The organism is Saccharothrix sp. BKS2 (genome assembly GCF_047689505.1).
In the GTDB taxonomy this organism is placed as follows: domain Bacteria; phylum Actinomycetota; class Actinomycetes; order Mycobacteriales; family Pseudonocardiaceae; genus Actinosynnema; species Actinosynnema lopnurensis.
In genome coordinates this window covers 55,192-70,079 of record NZ_JAUQOL010000002.1, presented here as the reverse complement: position 1 = coordinate 70,079, position 14,888 = coordinate 55,192, and the positions used below count along the sequence as shown (strand labels likewise).

At 72.8% G+C, this 14,888-nt stretch carries 17 protein-coding genes and 1 pseudogene; 15 read left to right on the top strand and 3 right to left on the bottom strand.

Annotation, left to right across the window (positions count from 1 at the left end; translation table 11 throughout):
• Nucleotides 1-19 precede the first annotated feature (19 nt).
• The 6 genes from purD to Q5530_RS02910 all read left to right on the top strand — a co-directional run bounded on the left by purD (nucleotide 20) and on the right by Q5530_RS02910 (nucleotide 5,474).
• A complete protein-coding gene (gene purD / locus Q5530_RS02935) occupies nucleotides 20-1,276 on the top strand; it encodes a phosphoribosylamine--glycine ligase (RefSeq protein ID WP_415360543.1) in 1,257 nt (418 codons plus the stop codon).
• 224 nt (nucleotides 1,277-1,500) lie between these two features.
• Nucleotides 1,501-1,953 carry a hypothetical protein gene (locus tag Q5530_RS02930; protein WP_415360541.1) on the top strand — a complete coding sequence of 151 codons (453 nt, stop codon included), beginning with the start codon at nucleotides 1,501-1,503 and terminating at the stop codon, nucleotides 1,951-1,953.
• A gap of 13 nt (nucleotides 1,954-1,966) precedes the next feature.
• Nucleotides 1,967-2,545: a DUF3558 domain-containing protein gene (locus tag Q5530_RS02925; RefSeq protein ID WP_415360540.1), complete on the top strand. Its 579-nt coding sequence runs from the start codon at nucleotides 1,967-1,969 to the stop codon at nucleotides 2,543-2,545.
• A gap of 9 nt (nucleotides 2,546-2,554) precedes the next feature.
• Nucleotides 2,555-3,868 carry a PPE domain-containing protein gene (locus Q5530_RS02920; RefSeq protein ID WP_415360539.1) on the top strand — a complete coding sequence of 438 codons (1,314 nt, stop codon included), beginning with the start codon at nucleotides 2,555-2,557 and terminating at the stop codon, nucleotides 3,866-3,868.
• Nucleotide 3,869: 1 nt separating this feature from the next.
• Nucleotides 3,870-4,634: an ESX secretion-associated protein EspG gene (locus Q5530_RS02915; protein WP_415360538.1), complete on the top strand. Its 765-nt coding sequence runs from the start codon at nucleotides 3,870-3,872 to the stop codon at nucleotides 4,632-4,634.
• A 294-nt stretch (nucleotides 4,635-4,928) separates the two neighbouring features.
• The gene (locus Q5530_RS02910; protein ID WP_415360537.1) at nucleotides 4,929-5,474 is read left to right on the top strand and encodes an ESX secretion-associated protein EspG; all 546 of its coding nucleotides are present in this window, start codon (nucleotides 4,929-4,931) and stop codon (nucleotides 5,472-5,474) included.
• Between the two features lie 358 nt (nucleotides 5,475-5,832).
• Here Q5530_RS02910 and Q5530_RS02905 read toward each other — a convergent pair.
• Nucleotides 5,833-6,849 (bottom strand): annotated as a pseudogene (locus tag Q5530_RS02905) (IS5 family transposase).
• A 392-nt stretch (nucleotides 6,850-7,241) separates the two neighbouring features.
• Between Q5530_RS02905 and Q5530_RS02900 the strand changes: the two are divergent.
• The 3 genes from Q5530_RS02900 (at nucleotide 7,242) to Q5530_RS02890 (ending at nucleotide 9,466) form a co-directional block, all read left to right on the top strand.
• Complete coding sequence (locus tag Q5530_RS02900; protein ID WP_415360535.1) at nucleotides 7,242-8,396, top strand: pyridoxal phosphate-dependent aminotransferase; 1,155 nt, start codon at nucleotides 7,242-7,244, stop codon at nucleotides 8,394-8,396.
• An 80-nt stretch (nucleotides 8,397-8,476) separates the two neighbouring features.
• Nucleotides 8,477-8,656: a hypothetical protein gene (locus Q5530_RS02895; RefSeq protein WP_415360534.1), complete on the top strand. Its 180-nt coding sequence runs from the start codon at nucleotides 8,477-8,479 to the stop codon at nucleotides 8,654-8,656.
• A 66-nt stretch (nucleotides 8,657-8,722) separates the two neighbouring features.
• Nucleotides 8,723-9,466, top strand: a complete 744-nt coding sequence (locus Q5530_RS02890; RefSeq protein ID WP_415360533.1) for a potassium channel family protein — start codon at nucleotides 8,723-8,725, stop codon at nucleotides 9,464-9,466.
• On the opposite strand, the gene Q5530_RS02885 is transcribed toward Q5530_RS02890, so the two are convergent.
• Nucleotides 9,443-10,018: an HAD family hydrolase gene (locus Q5530_RS02885; protein WP_415360532.1), complete on the bottom strand. Its 576-nt coding sequence runs from the start codon at nucleotides 10,016-10,018 to the stop codon at nucleotides 9,443-9,445. The genes Q5530_RS02890 and Q5530_RS02885 overlap by 24 nt on opposite strands.
• A gap of 1 nt (nucleotide 10,019) precedes the next feature.
• The gene (locus Q5530_RS02880) at nucleotides 10,020-11,039 is read right to left on the bottom strand and encodes a threonine aldolase family protein (protein ID WP_415360530.1); all 1,020 of its coding nucleotides are present in this window, start codon (nucleotides 11,037-11,039) and stop codon (nucleotides 10,020-10,022) included.
• A 153-nt stretch (nucleotides 11,040-11,192) separates the two neighbouring features.
• Here Q5530_RS02880 and Q5530_RS02875 point away from each other — a divergent pair, with 153 nt between their 5' ends.
• Genes Q5530_RS02875 through Q5530_RS02850 form a run of 6 tightly spaced genes read left to right on the top strand, consistent with a single transcriptional unit; the run spans nucleotide 11,193 to nucleotide 14,825 of the window.
• Complete coding sequence (locus tag Q5530_RS02875; RefSeq protein ID WP_415360529.1) at nucleotides 11,193-11,711, top strand: SigE family RNA polymerase sigma factor; 519 nt, start codon at nucleotides 11,193-11,195, stop codon at nucleotides 11,709-11,711.
• Nucleotides 11,712-11,728: 17 nt separating this feature from the next.
• Nucleotides 11,729-12,475 carry a hypothetical protein gene (locus Q5530_RS02870; RefSeq protein ID WP_415360528.1) on the top strand — a complete coding sequence of 249 codons (747 nt, stop codon included), beginning with the start codon at nucleotides 11,729-11,731 and terminating at the stop codon, nucleotides 12,473-12,475.
• A gap of 40 nt (nucleotides 12,476-12,515) precedes the next feature.
• Nucleotides 12,516-12,848: a DMT family transporter gene (locus tag Q5530_RS02865; protein ID WP_415360527.1), complete on the top strand. Its 333-nt coding sequence runs from the start codon at nucleotides 12,516-12,518 to the stop codon at nucleotides 12,846-12,848.
• A 13-nt stretch (nucleotides 12,849-12,861) separates the two neighbouring features.
• Nucleotides 12,862-13,446, top strand: a complete 585-nt coding sequence (locus tag Q5530_RS02860) for a TetR/AcrR family transcriptional regulator (RefSeq protein ID WP_380637596.1) — start codon at nucleotides 12,862-12,864, stop codon at nucleotides 13,444-13,446.
• Nucleotides 13,447-13,491: 45 nt separating this feature from the next.
• The gene (locus tag Q5530_RS02855) at nucleotides 13,492-14,022 is read left to right on the top strand and encodes an RNA polymerase sigma factor (protein ID WP_415360526.1); all 531 of its coding nucleotides are present in this window, start codon (nucleotides 13,492-13,494) and stop codon (nucleotides 14,020-14,022) included.
• A complete protein-coding gene (locus tag Q5530_RS02850) occupies nucleotides 14,019-14,825 on the top strand; it encodes a hypothetical protein (protein WP_415360524.1) in 807 nt (268 codons plus the stop codon). Before Q5530_RS02855 ends, Q5530_RS02850 begins: the two co-directional genes overlap by 4 nt.
• Nucleotides 14,826-14,888 lie beyond the last annotated feature (63 nt).

Sequence of the window (14,888 nt, the reverse complement as noted above, 5' to 3'; positions counted from 1 at the left end):
TCATCTAGGCTGCCCCACCGTGCGTGTCCTGGTCATCGGGTCTGGCGCCCGTGAACATGCCCTAGTCCTAGCGCTGTCGCGGGACCCCTCGGTGATCGCGCTGGCGTGCGCCCCCGGCAACGCGGGCATCGCCGGCGTGGCGGAGACCTACGGGGTCGACGTCACCGACGCCGCGGCCGTCGCCGCGCTGGCCGAGGAGTGGAACGCCGACCTGGTCGTGGTCGGGCCGGAGCAGCCCCTGGTGGCGGGTGCGGCGGACGCCGTGCGCGCGGCCGGGATCCCCTGCTTCGGCCCGTCCGCCGGGGCGGCCCGGATCGAGGGCTCCAAGGCGTTCGCCAAGGACGTCATGACGGCGGCGGGCGTGCCGACGGCGGCGTCCGAGGTGGTCGACAACCCGGCCCGGCTCGACGCGGCCCTGGCCCGCTTCGGCCCCACGTGGGTGGTGAAGGACGACGGGCTGGCCGCGGGCAAGGGCGTGGTCGTGACCGCCGACCGGGCGGTGGCGCGGGCCCACGCCATGACGCTGCTCGACCACGGCCACCCGGTGCTGCTGGAGACCTTCCTCGACGGCCCCGAGGTGTCGCTGTTCTGCCTGGTGGACGGCGCGTCCGTGGTGGCGCTGCTGCCCGCGCAGGACTTCAAGCGCGTCGGCGACGGGGACTCCGGCCCCAACACCGGCGGGATGGGCGCGTACTCGCCGCTGCCCTGGGCCCCCGAGGGCCTGGTGGACACCATCGTGGCGACCTGCGTGCAGCCGGTCGTGGACGAGTTGGCGCGGCGCGGCACCCCGTTCACCGGCCTGCTGTACGCGGGCTTGGCCCTGACCTCCACCGGGCCGCAGGTGATCGAGTTCAACTGCCGCTTCGGCGACCCGGAGACGCAGGCCGTGCTGGCCCTGCTGCGCACCCCGCCGGCGGCCCTGTTCCACGCCGCCGCCACCGGCGCCCTGGCCTCCGCGCCCGCGCTGGAGTGGGCCGAGGGCTACGCGGTGACGGTCGTCATCGCCGCCGAGGGCTACCCCGGCCTGCCCCGCACGGGTGACGTGGTGGGTGGCGGCGAGGCGGAGGGCGTGCTGCACGCGGGCACCCGCCGACGCGAGGACGGCGCCGTCGTCTCGGTCGGCGGGAGGGTCCTGTCGGTGGTCGGCACGGGCCCCACCCTGGACGCCGCCCGCGACGACACCTACCGGCGGGTGGCGGGTGTCCACCTCACCGGGTCGCACCACCGCACCGACATCGCTTTGCGCGCGGCCAAGGGGGAGATCGAGGTTCCGTAGGTCGGTGGTCGGTGGTTGCCGGTTGCCGGTTGCCGGTCGGCGGTGGGGTTCGGCGTGGCCGGCCCCACCGCGGCCGTTGTCGGTGTCGGTGGCGGTGGCGAACTGTCGGCCGGGGCGGAACCGCTCCTGGCGCGGCTTCGTCCAACTTCAGATCCGGCACACGCGGCCGTTGGTAGCCTCGGACCGGGACCGATTCGTCACCGACCGTACGGGGGTTGGACGTCGTGGCAGAGGAGAGCGGCCTGCTGGGAGCTGTCGCCGGCATAGGTGGCGTCATCGGCAAGGCGGTCGGTGACGTGTTCGCGGCGGAGAAGCGGCTGGGTGACGCGATGGCCTCGGGCCCCGGCTCCGGCCAGAGGTTCGAGGTGACCGAGGAAACGGTCCTGCGGGCCGGCAAGCTCATTCGCGAGCAGGTGCAGAACCTCCAGATCGCCCTGGAAGACGCGCTCATCACCCTGAGCGTCAAGCTGAACAACCCGGATGAGCTCAACGACGAGATCGCCGCGGCGTGGAACTCGCGGCTGGTGGACGGTCCGATGTCCTACGCCGGGCAGGTCGAGCAGTACATCGCCAGCCTCAACGGTCTCGTCGAACAGCTTCGCGGCGCCGCACAGCAGTACGAGTTCACCGAGGACGAGGTAAAGGCTGCGCTGGGAGCCGTCGGTGCGTCTGATTAGCATCATGATCCCGGTGGCGGCCGTGCTCGCGGTCGTCGCCGGGTGCACGTCCGGAGAAGGCGGCAACCCGAAGCCGGAGACCCCCGCCGCGTCCGACCTGCCGACGAGCACCTCTCCCGGCCCCACGTCCTCGCCGGACTCGCGGCCCCGGGAGATCACGTTGGACGGGATCGACCCGTGCGCCACCCTCACCGAGGCGCAGCGGGGGCAGTTGAAGATCGACGAGGCGCGTTCCACGCCGCTCGACGTGCTGAACACCGGAAGTCCGCCGCCCACTTGCCGTTACCGGTCCAACGGCCAGAGCTTGTACAGCTACAACGTCGCGCTCGTCACCGACGCGGGTGTCGAGCACTGGGAAGGCGGCAACAACCTCGACGTGGATCCCAAGACCGTCGGTGGTTTTCCGGCTTACCAGTTGAAATTGACCGGTACCTCGGAAGGTTATTGTTCCTATACCGTCGATGTGTCGGACGGCCAACAGGCGTACGTCCAGTTCTTCCCGATCGGTGACGGTTTCACACAGGACCAGATGTGCCAGAACGCCGCCGAGGGCGCCGAACTGGTGCTCGCGACTTTGCAAACGCTGAAGTGAGGGGGAGTTGTGACCGGCTTCAGGCAGCTCAGGGACTTCCGGTTCCAGGGGTACGACAACCCGGCGCTCGCCGCGCTGGTGCAGCGTTTTTCCCAGGGTGACGCGGCGCAGCAGTTCAGCAACGCCTCCCACGCGCTGCGGAAGCTCGCGGCCACCCTGGAGGACACCGACCAGACGCTGCGCGACGAACTGCGCAAGCTCGGCATCGAGTGGCAGGGCGCGGCCGGGGACAACGCCGGGCAGGCGGTGACGGTGTCGGCCGACGTCGCCACTTCTGGGACCGAGGCCGCCCAGCACAACTCCAAGGCGACGGCGGTGCAGGGGGCCACCTACAGCCAGACCCGCAACGGGATGCCCGAGCCGCACGCGTTGCGCGGGGACACCGAGACGAACTTCGTGGACGACGTCGGCGGGTTCTTCGGGTACGAGACCGACCACGCGGCGGAGGTCAAGGCCACCCAGGCCGCGCGCGAGCAGACCATCCGGGGGTTGGAGCAGTACACCGACGCCAGTCGGGACGCGCTCAACCAGTACCAGGGGATGAACCGGCCGCCGCAGTTCGACGTGACGGCCTCGTCCGGGGTGGGGACGCCCGTCGCGTCCGTGGCGCAGCCCGGTGGCGGGGTTCCCGGGGTTCCCGGGTCGGTTCCCGGTGGGCTGCCCGGCGGGGCGTCGGGGCTGGTACCCCCCGGTGGTTCGGTCGGGTTGCCCGGACAGCTGCCTGGGCAACTGCCCGGTCAGGTGCCCGGCCAGTTCCCGGGGCAGTTGCCAGGTGGTGGGACGACCACGATCGGGCCGCCCGTGCCCGGCGTCGGCGGGACGAACACGCACGCCGCCGCGATCGGCAAGCCCGGTGGGTCGAACCTCGGGTTGGGGCTCGGGTTGGGGCTCGCCGGCGGTGCGGCGCTGGGCGCCATCGCGGCCGGTGCCCGTGCGTCCCGGGTCGAGCGCGGCTCGGCGGGTGCGGTGCCGCCCGGTGGCAAGGCGCCCGAGGGGACCGGTGGCAAGGGCGCCGGTGCCGGTGCGGGCGGTGCGGGCGGTGCGGGCAAGGGCGTGGCGCCCGGCGTGCTGACCGGCAAGCCCGGTGTGTCGGCGACGATCGGTGCGATCGACCCCGACGAGCGGGCGCACGGGCGTGGCGGTGCGGCGGGCAAGGCCGGTGCCGGGGCGTCGATGATGCAGCCCGCCGCGTCCGCGAAGGGCGGGCCGGAGGAGGAGGACGCCGAGCACGTCCGCAAGTACGGCGTGGACTCCGACGACGTGTTCGGTGACGAGCGGATGGTCGTGCAGTCGGTCATCGGCGACGAGCCCGAGCGGAAGTGACGTGGGAACGGTCGTCCTGTCGACGCTGGAGTTCGACGTCGCGTGGGAAGGGGAGCGGCTGACCCGGCGGAACGTCGCGCTCGACGTGCCCAGCCCCGGTGTCACGCACACCGAGCGCGCGGTGTTCGTCGAGCAAGCCCGGGGGTCGCTCTCCGAGCGCGGCCTGGCGGTGAACGGGCGGCTGGTCCCCGAGTTGGCCGACGCGTTCGCGCTGCTGGCCAACCCGCAGGTGTCGATCGACATCTGGATCTGGGTCGACGGTCGGAAGATCAAGGGCCTCGCGGCGTCCGCCGGCGACGAGGCGGTGCTCGCCGTCGTCGACGGTGACGAGGTGTGGCTGATCGACGCCCGCGCCGGCGCGTTGGCCGAGGCGGCGGTGTCGGTGGCCGGTGAGATGCCCGCCGGGTACGGGCGGTCCATCAGCCTGCCCAACGACCTGCTGCGCAAAGCGTCCGAAGAGGCCGGGAAGGACGCGGAGAAGCTGGTGCTGTCGTTGGAGCGGCACGGGTTGCCGCTCCACGAGGCGCAGGAACTGGCCGGCATGTGCGACGGCATGAGCACCCGCGGCCAGTTCGGCGTCGAACGCGCCCGCCACAGCGGACCGCCAGTGCGGGCCGGGCGCGTGGTGGCGTGGCACGACACCCCGTCCGGCCGCTACCTGCACCAGGTGCGGCCCAGTTCGGACGGGCGCAGCTGGAGCACCATCACCCCGATCGACAACGCCCGGTTGGCCGGCTGTGTCTGGGAACTGGTGCAGGAGACCTGACCCGATCGGGCCGGGTTGGGCCGGATCCGGCCCAGGGCCTAGGGCTCTGGCGACCGGCATTTGGTCAACCGAGGGTGGGGGCCGGTCGGTCGGCTGGTCCGGGGCCTTGACCGGACTGGGGCGTTGGTCGATGGGGAACGTTGGCCTGCCTGGTCAGGGGCTTGTGGCAGGCCCTGCGGAACTGCTTCGGAGGTCCGGGCACGCGGGTGGAACCCGGGCGGCCTTCGCCACGTCAGTTCGGTGCGGGCCTGGGGGGCCGGAGCAATGCCCGCCGTCATCCGGGAGTGACGCTTCGTGCCCAACGCGACGCTCAGCGCTACCGCTTTCCGCACCGCCTGGGAACACCTCGAACTCGGTGCGATGCCGATCGTCCTGCACGTCCAGGACGAGCCCGCCCCGTGGAGCCACCTGACCGCGCGGGGACTGGCCCGCGGCGGTGAGCTGGACCCGTGGCTCGGTGCGGCGTTCAAGTTGCTCGCCTACCCGCCCCGCTCGGCCGACCTGAGGCTGGGGATCGGACGCGCGGCGGTGCGGGCACTGGCCGCCTCGACCGGTGCCGGCTCGCTGCTGGCCGTGCTGACCGCGGACCTGCTCACGGTCCGCGAGCTGGAGGCCGATCTCGCCACCGCCCTGGTCGCCCTGCTGCCCGCCATGCCGGACGGCAGGGTCGGCGCACCGGAGCTGCGCGGCCAGTTCGGCGCGGCCACGATCGACCGGACCGGCAGGCGGCAGCGTGCGGCGGACGTGGTCGAGTTCCACGGGTTCGTCGACGCCGACGTGCTGCGTGCGCGGATCAACGCCCTGTTCACCCGCTTCGCCGAGCCCTCGGAGGAGAGATGAGGGACGGGAGTGCCTCAGGTGGAGGGAGCTGAGCCCTGAGGTGAGGGTGGAAACCCTTGGGTTAGGAAGGAGCGGGAGTCCTTCTGTGGGGTGGAAGCCACCTGGTGGAGAGGGGTCGGCGGTGGCCGTCGCGAGCCAGGTGGATCTCGGTCGTGGGTCCGCTGCGGGAGCGGCCGATGGCATGAGCACCTGGCTCGCTGTGCCTGCGGCATGATCTGACCACCCCGTGTGGGACATGGGCGTGTTCGTGCGGCGGGCTCCGGCGGCGGGCTGGTCGTGCCTGCGGGTCGCGACCCAAGATCAAAACAGATTGACCACACCTGCTTTGAGGAGCCCTAGGAGCTGTTTGGGGTTTGGATCATGTGGTTGGGGTCAGGGTCTTCAGCCGCATGATCGCTCCTCGTAGGTGCAGTCCGGCCTCGTAGCTTTGTGGTGTCTTGTCGTAGCGGGTGGCCAGGCCGCGCCATGTCTTGATCTTCTGGAAGCAGTGTTCGACGGTGTTGCGCTGCCGGTAGCGCGCGGGATCGAACGACACGGGCCGCCCTTCCGTGGAGCCCTTTTTCTTCCGGTTGACCTGCTGGTCGACTTTTCCGGGATCACGGCCGTGATCCCAGGGCGGCGCAGGTAGGACCGGTTGGCCTTCGAGGAGTACGCCTTGTCCGCGGCCACCGCGTCCGGACGGGTGCGGGGCCGGCCGGGCCGGGAACCCGGATCCGGTCGAGCACCGTCCGGAATTGCGGGCTGTCCCCGGCCTGGCCGGGCGTGAGCACGAACACCAACGGCAACCCGGCGGCGTCGACCGCGGCGTGGACCTTGCTGCTCAGCCCGCCCCGGGACCGGCCGAGCCCGGCCGCCGCAGCCCGCGCCTTCCGACGCCGCCGAAGGGCGGCACGGTCCCCACCGGCCGACGTGCCCGCACCGGCCTTAGCCGGCGCGGACCGCGACGCACCACCCGCAGCACGCTCTGTTGTGTGGGCAACGGAGCCCCTTTTTCCTCGGTCAGCGCCTGTTCCAGCGCGTCGAAGGTCTCCCCGGCGACCGCCAGCCCGGCCGATTCGTGATGCGCCCGCACAATCGTGGAGTCCACGCCGACCAGTTCCAGGTCGACCTGCCCGCGAGAGGCGGCCGACGCGCTCAGCGCGTCCATCAACGTCTGGAACACCCCCGCCCTGGCCCAGGCGTTGAACCGGGAGTAGACGGTCGACCAGGGCCCGTACCGTTCCGGGACGTCACGCCAGCCCGACCCGGTGCGGAACCGCCACAGGATGCCGTTGAACTGCTCCCGCACCCGCCGCGGCAACGGCCCCGTGGCCGCCACCGGCACATGCGGCTCGATCAACGCCCACTCGGCATCGGTCAGGTCACAACGCGCCACAACCGTGTTCTACCAGCCCCACCAGCACATCACCGAGACCACCTAGATCCGAACCCCAAACAGCTCCTAGTGGAGGGTGGCCTGGTGTAAGGGCGGCCTGGTGGGGAGTGGCCTGTTGGAGGGAGCCGCCGGTTGGAGCGGCTGGCCGGTGGAGGGGTCGGCCGGTGGAGCGGCCCACCGAGAGAGCAGGCCGGCCGGTGGGGCAGGCTGGCCGGTGGGACAAGCTGGCCGGTGAGGCAAGCCAGCCCGGTGGGGCAGGCCAGCCGGGAGAGGGAGGCTCCCGGTGGGAGGCGGCCCTTGGCGGTGGCGGGAGGGGGTGGTGTGGGCGGCGGGGCGGTGGGTGGTGCAGACGGCGGGGCGGTGTGCGGGATGGGGCGGGTTAGCCTGGCCCCATGTTGGGTGTTGCCGCTCGTGCTGATGTGCCTCCTTTCCACGTCATGGAGGTGTTGTCGGCCGCTGCTCGGCGGCAGCGGGTTCGGGGGGACGTCGTGTCGTTGGCGGCCGGGCAGCCGTCGAGTCCCGCGCCGGCGCCCGTGCTGGAGGCCGCGCAGCGGGCGTTGCGGGAGCAGCCCCTCGGGTACACCGAGCAGCTCGGCATCGTCGAGCTGCGCGAAGCGCTGGCAGGGCACTACGGCAGGCAGTACGGCCTGGACGTCTCGGCCGACGACGTCGTGGTGACCACCGGGTCGTCCGGGGCGTTCCTGCTCGCGTTCCTCGCTTCCTTCGAGGCCGGTGACCGGGTCGCGCTGGCCCGGCCCGGCTACCCGGCCTACCGCAACATCCTGCGCGCGCTGGGGTGCGATGTGGTCGAGTTGCCGTGCGGGCCCGAGACCCGCTTCCAGCCCACGGTGGAGGTGTTGGAGGCCGCGGGACCGCTCAGCGGGCTGGTGGTGGCCAGTCCCGCCAACCCCACCGGCACGGTGCTCGCGCCCGCCGAGCTGGCCGGGCTCGTCGAGTGGTGCGGTGACCGCGGGGTGCGGCTGGTCAGCGATGAGATCTACCACGGCATCAGCTACGGCACCCCCCTCGCCTGCGCGTGGGAGACCTCACGGGACACCATCGTCGTCAACTCCTTCTCCAAGTCGTTCGCCATGACCGGGTGGCGGTTGGGGTGGATGCTGCTGCCGCCGGACCTGCGCCGGGCGGTGGACCGGCTCACCGGCAACTTCACGCTCTGCCCGCCCGCCCTGGCCCAGCACGCGGCCGTCGCCGCGTTCGAGCCCGAGTCGTACGCGCAGACCGAACGCCTGGTCGAGGGGTACCGCCTCAACCGCGACGTCCTGCTCAGGGGCCTGGCCGACCTGGGCATCGACCGGGTGGCCCCCGCCGACGGCGCCTTTTACGCCTACGCCGACGTCTCGCACCTCACCGGCGACTCGATGGACTTCTGCCGCCGCCTGCTCGACGACACCGGGGTCGCGATCGTGCCCGGCATCGACTTCGACCCCGTGCGCGGGCACGAGTTCATCCGGTTGTCCTTCGCCGGGGCCGCCCACGACATCGAGGAGGCTCTCCGGCGGATCGGGGTGTGGTTGTCGTCTTCATGATGACAGTTTTACGCGGGGAGGTGGCCCGGGGGCCAGGAAAATCGGGCGGGAACGCTGGATCGGGTGACATCGTGGATCCCATGGTTCGCATAATCCTGCTGCTGCTGGCCGCCTGGGTCCTGCTGGGCGTGGTCGGCTCGATCGTCGAGGGCGTCCTCTGGTTGGTCCTCGTCGGCGGGGCGCTGTTCCTCGGCGTCGCCGCGTACGGCGCGATCAAGACGCACAAGCGCCCCAAGGGCATCAAGGGGCCCAAGCCCTAGCCGCACCGGGAACACCGGGAGCGCCGGGCACTAGGAAAACCGGGGTCCGGCGCTCACCATGGGGCGGTGTTCCAGACCGATGAACGCCGCCTCGACCAGTGGGAACGCCGCGTCGAGTGGCCGCTGACGTGCCTGGCCGCGCTGTTCCTGGCCGCCTACGCCTGGCAGGTCCTCGACGACCGCTCCACCCCCGGCCTGCACGGCGTGCTGGAGGCCGTCCTCCGGGCGGTGTGGCTCGTGTTCGCGGTGGACTACGCGGTCCGCCTCAAGCTGGCCGTCGACAAGCGCCGGTTCTTCACCGCCCACCTGTTCGACCTGGTCGCGGTGCTGCTGCCGGCCGTCCGCCAGCTCCGCGTGCTGCGCCTGCTCACCGTCCTCAAGCTGCTCAACCGCCGGTTCGCGGGCCGGGTCCGGCAGCGCGTCGGGGTGTACGTAGCGGGCGTCACGGTGCTGGTCGGCGCGTGCGCCTCGCTGGCCGTGCTGGACGCCGAACGTCACCACCCCGACGCCACCATCACCACTTTCGGTGACGCCGCGTGGTGGACGCTCACCACGATCTCCACCGTCGGTTACGGCGACCGCTACCCCGTCACCTGGGAGGGACGACTGGTCGCCGCCCTGCTGATGGTCGGCGGCATCGCTCTGCTCGGCGTCATCACCGGCACCATCGCGTCCTGGCTGGTGGAGCGGCTGAGCGGGGTCGAGGGGTCGGTCGCCGAGGCCGAGCGGGCGACGCTGGCCGAGCTCCGCCTGGTCAAGGCGGAGCTGGCCGCGCTGCGCGCCGAGCTAGAGCACCGTCCGGGCGTGTGAGCTGCCGCTCCACAGCACGCCCCGCAGCCCCGCCGCGTTCGCGCCGTCCACGTTGACCTGCCGGTCGTCGAAGAACACGCAGTCCGCCGGGTCCGCCCCGAGCCGCTGCGCCAGCGCCGCGAAGATCCGCGGGTCCGGCTTGGCCACGCCCAGGTCGCCGGAGAACACCAGGTGCCGGAAGTGCCTGGCCCAGGGCTCGCGCTCGGCCACCCGCGCGAACGGCACCGGCGCGTTGGACAGCAGCGCCAGCGGCACCCCGGCCGTCGCCAGCTCCTCGATGAGCTCCACCGCGCCGGGATCCGGCAGCAGCCACCCGCGCACGTCCACGTCGGTGAGCAGGCGCGCCAGCTCCTCGTCCACCTCCACGCCCACCGCCGCGCCGACGGCCCGCCAGTACTCCAGGTCGGGCTGCCCGCGGTCGTAGTCGTCGCGCGCCGTCCAGTACCCGCGCTCGAAGTCCGCCAGGGGCACGCCGAGCAGGTCGGCCAGCTCCGGCAGCGCCCCGGTCGGCCGCGAGATCACCTCGCCGTAGTCGAACACCACCCAGCGCACGTCAGCTCACCGATCCGATCCGGCGCAGCGCCTCGGCCACGTCCTCGTCCCCAACGTCACGGTGTGTCACGAAGCGCACCTTGCCTCCCATCGGTCCGGCGAACACGCCCAGGTGACGCAGACCGTTCAGCGTCACCTCCAGGTCCGGCACGCCGGCCAGCACGATGTTGGTCTCCGGCTCGTCCACCTGCCACCCGAGCTCGGCCAGGCCGGCGGCCAGGACCTTGGCGTTGGCGTGGTCCCGGGCCAGGTCGTCGACGCGCCCGAGCGCGACCAGGCCCGCCGCGGCCAGCACTCCGCCCTGCCGGACGCCGCCGCCGAGCATCTTGCGCACCCGCCGCGCCTCGGCCACGAACGTCGTCGTCCCGGCCACCACCGACCCGACCGGCGCGCCCAGCCCCTTCGACAGGCACACCTGCACCGTGTCCACGCCGACCGCCAGAGCCGCGGGCGGCAGCCCGAGCGCCACGGCCGCGTTCCACAGCCGGGCGCCGTCCAGGTGCACCCTCAGCCCGGTCTCCTTGGCCGCCGACACCAGCAGCGCGTGCTGGTCCGGCTGGGTCACCGAGCCGCCCGCCGAGTTGTGCGTGTTCTCCAGGCACAGCAGCGCCGTGCGCAGCGTGTAGTACGGCCCGGACACGCCCGCCGCCGCGCGCACCGCGTCCGCGGACACCCGTCCGGGGCCCTCATCGCACTCGATCGGGTGGGGCATGCCGCCCGCGAGCCACGCGGCCGTGCCCAGCTCGCTGTCCAGCACGTGCGCGCCGCGCGGGGCCAGGAACCGGTCGCCCGGTCGCAGGTGCGTGATCAGCGCGATCAGGTTGCCCATCGACCCCGAGGGCACCCACAGCGCCGCGTCCACGCCCAGCAGCTCCGCGACGCGGTCCTCCAGCAACCGCATCGTGGGGTCGTGGTCGAGCACGTCGTCGGCGACCTCGGCGCCCGCCATCGCGAGTCTCATGGCCTCGTCCGGCTGGGTGACGGTGTCGGAGCGGAAGTCCAGGGGTGCGTACTCGGTCACGAACGGATCACATCACACCGGGCAAGACCTGACCCGGTCGCGTCGGCGGTACCACGATGGGGGGTGACGCAGGTCTCGTCGGACCGGCGTGCAACCGTTGTCCGCACCGGTTCCGTCCGGTAGGTGCAAGCACGACGAGCGGAGAGAGTCCGCGTGGATCAGCACGACGAGCAGGAGTTCGCGGAGTACTTCGCCGCTCGCCGGGAGGCCGTGCGCCGAACGGCGTTCCTGCTGTGCGGTGACTGGCACCGGGCGGACGACTTCGCGCAGACCGCGTTCGTCGCGTTGCACCGCAGGTGGCGCAAGGTCCGGGACAAGGGAGCCCTGGACGCCTACGTCCGCCGGAGCCTGGTGCGCGCGGTGATCGACGAGTCGCGCCGGCCGTGGCGGCGGGAGCGCTTCGTGGACCAGGTCCCGGAGACGCCCACCGGCGACGGCGAGGTGGCGGACTCGGTGGCCACGCGCGAAGCCCTGGTCGCGGGCTTGAAGCGGGTGCCGCCGCGGCAGCGCGCGGTGCTCGTGCTCAGGTTCCTGGAGGGCCTGGACGTCGCCGCGGCCGCGGCGGCGCTCGGGTGCTCCGAGGGGACCGTGAAGAGCCAGACCTCCCGGGGTCTGGAGGCCCTGCGCACGGCGCTGGGCGACACGATCGACGACTTGCGGCCCGCGTCGTGAGCAGGGGGTGGAGGTAGGTGGACGAGCAGCAGTTGGCGGAGCTGTTCCGCGACGCCGCGCGCGACGCGCCGCCCGCGTCCTTCGACGTCACGGGCGTGCGGTCGGCGTCGGCCCGGGCGACCGCGCGGCGGCGGTCCGCGCTGGCGCTCGGCTCCAGCCTCGTCGTCGTGCTCGCGCTCGGCGGGGTGGTCGTGAACACCGCGTCGCCGGAGTCGTCGAGCGACACCGCCGCGGTGGGTTCCGCCGAGGGCGCGTCGTCCCCTAACGTCAGCACCTTCGGCGTCCCGGAGTTGGCGCCGGACGAAGCGTCACCGGACCGCAACGGCGGCCTGCCGCCCAAGAGCATCCCCGAGGACCCGCCCACGCAGGGGGGCGAGCTCTCGGGGAGTGCCGACCGCTCGACGGTCGGAAGCGCCCCGAAGGGGTGCGAAGAGGTGGACCGGGAGCTCGCCGTCGCCCTCGCCGACGAGCTCCCGGTCGCCCGCGGCCTCACCCCCGCGCCCGCCGCGGCGAGCTGTCCGCCGGGTGCCCGGGGCGCGAGCTACCTGCTGCGCGACGGCGCCGTGACCGGCACGGTGTCGGTGGTGCTCACCCCGCCCGGCGAGCTGCCGCCGTCCTTCGACGAGAACACGCTGTCGGAGACCGCGAGCGCGTCCGGCGGCGGGGAGCTGCACGTGCTCAGCCGGCCGGCGGAGGGCTCGGCGGTCGTGCCCTTCGCCACCCAGCTGCCCGGCCTGGCGCAACAGCTGGCGAGTCGCTTCTGAGGCACCCCCGCTTTTGGTACGCTGGTACCAGAATCTGGAGGTGGTCGGGGTGGCGTGGTTCGTGCTCATCGTGTCCGGTTTCTTCGAGGCCGCGTGGGCGGTGTCGCTGAAGCTGTCGAACGGTTTCACCCGACCGTGGTGGGTGCTGTCGTTCGCGGTCACCGCGCTGATCAGCTTCGCCGGCCTCGCCTGGGCGATGAAGCAGCTGCCCGCCGGGCCCGCGTACGCGGCGTGGACCGGCATCGGCGCCGCGCTCACCGCCGTCGTCGGCATGGTCTGGCTGGGTGACGGCGTCTCGACGCTGAAGCTGGTCTCGCTCGGTCTGATCGTCAGCGGTGTCATCGGCCTCAACCTGGCCGGTGGCGGGCACTAGTACCTTTTCAGCAATGACAGCCGCAACCCCGAAGGGTGAACGCCGGCGCCAGGCGCTGGTCGAAGCCGCCGCCGCGCTGCTGGTGTCGGGCGGGTTCGACGCGGTCCGGCACCGCGCCGTGGCCGAGCGCGCGGGCCTGCCGCTGGCGTCCACCACCTACTACTTCGACTCGCTGGACGAGCTGGTCACGGCCGCGCTGGAGTTCCACGGCACGGCCGAGCTGGCCTACGGCAAGGCCCGCCTGGCCGAGCTGGAGCCCGACGAGTGCGGCGGCGACGCGTTCGTGGACCTGGTGCTGGACCTGCTGCTCGGGCCCGTCGGCGAGGGCGACGCGGAGGCGGTGCTGCTGCGCTACGAGCGCCTGGTCGCCACCGGGCGGCGGCCCTACCTGCGGCCGCTGATGCGCGAGCTGTCCGGCGAGCTGCACGCCCTGCTGCTCGACATCTTCGCCAAGGCCGGGAACCCGGTCGGCCGGGAACGCGTCGAGGAGCTGATCGCCCTCGTCGACGGCGCCGTGGTCAACGCCCTGATCGAGGTCAGCCCGGATCCCCGCGCGGCCGCCCGCCGGATGCTCGCGAAAGCCATGCAACCCCGCTGACCCCTCACCGCGTTCTAAAGAGCGGAGGGTGGGGAAGGGGATCAGATGCGAGAGGCCGACGAGCAGGGCTTTCGCGAGTTCGCGGTGCGGCAGGCCGCCGCGCTGAGGCGCACCGCGTACCTGTTCTGCGGCGACTGGCACATGGCCGAGGACCTGATGCAGGCGAGCCTGCTCAAGCTCTACCAGGCGTGGCACCGGATCGAGTGGCAGGACAGCGCGTCCGCGTACGCCCGCAAGGTGCTGCTGCGCACGTGGCTGGACGAGAAGCGCAGGCCGTGGCGGCGGGCGGAGCAGCGCGACGGCGAGGTGCCCGACGTGGCGGACGCGGCGGCCGACCCGGAGCGGTCGGGCGAGCAGCTGTGGGCGCGCGACCTCGTGCACGCGGCGCTGCTGCGGGTGCCGCCGCGGCAGCGGGCCGTGCTCGTGCTGCGGTACTTCGAGGACCTGCCGGTGAACGAGGTGGCGGTGCTGATGGGGTGCTCCGAGGGCACGGTCAAGAGCCAGACGGCGCGGGGGCTCGTGGCGCTGCGCACCGCCGTCGAGCGGCTGGAGCGGGGGGCGGTGGTCGCGTCGTGAGCGAGGCGGAGCTGCGGGAGGGCCTGCGGGCCGCGGTCGGGGACGAGCCGCCGCTGCACTTCGACCCCGACGAGCTGATCCGCCGCGGTCGCCACGAGCGCAAGCGGCGGCGCGCCCTGATCGCGGTGGGCGTGGCCACGCTCGCCCTGACCGGGACGGTGCTGTCCCTGCCCGGCCTGCTCGCGGCGCGGCCGGGGGCCGGTCCGCCGGGGATCGACGCGGCGGCGGCGCCGGTGCTGACGACCACGGCGGAGCCGGCGGTGACCGCCCCGACGCCCGCGCCGCTGTCCGCGTCGCAGGCCCCGCCCCCGGTCACCCGCCTGGCCGCCGCGTCACCCGCGGACCTGAGACTGCTGGCGGACTACGCGTCCCAGCGGGTCGTCGGGGTGGTGCCGACCGCGAAGGTCCTGCGGGCCGAGTTCGCCGGGCCCCGTGACCAGGAGCGGCCCGGGTACGTGACCGGGTACGTGCAGTTCGTCGACGAGCAGGGGGTGAGCAGGGTGACCGCGCAGCTCAGCGCGCCGCCGCTGCTGGTGACGCGGAAGCGGTTCTGCGCCGACTTCGAGTGCGCGGAGGCGCGCACGCTGACGGACGGCAGCCACCTGGAGTTCGCCACGCTGGTCGAGCCGGACGGCAGGCGGGTCACCTACTCGGTCGCACACTTCCGCACCGATGGCTCGGTGGTGCAGATGAGCGCCTACAACAACGACCCCGTGGACGGCAGCCGGGTGCGTGGAACGGTGTCGCTGAACGGCGACCAGCTCGCGAAGCTCGCCACCGACCCGGGTTTCAGCGGGTGGTGAGGGCAGGGGCGGGGCGGTGACGGCGGGGTGCCCGGCCCGCCGACCGGTCGCCCCCGGCCGCGA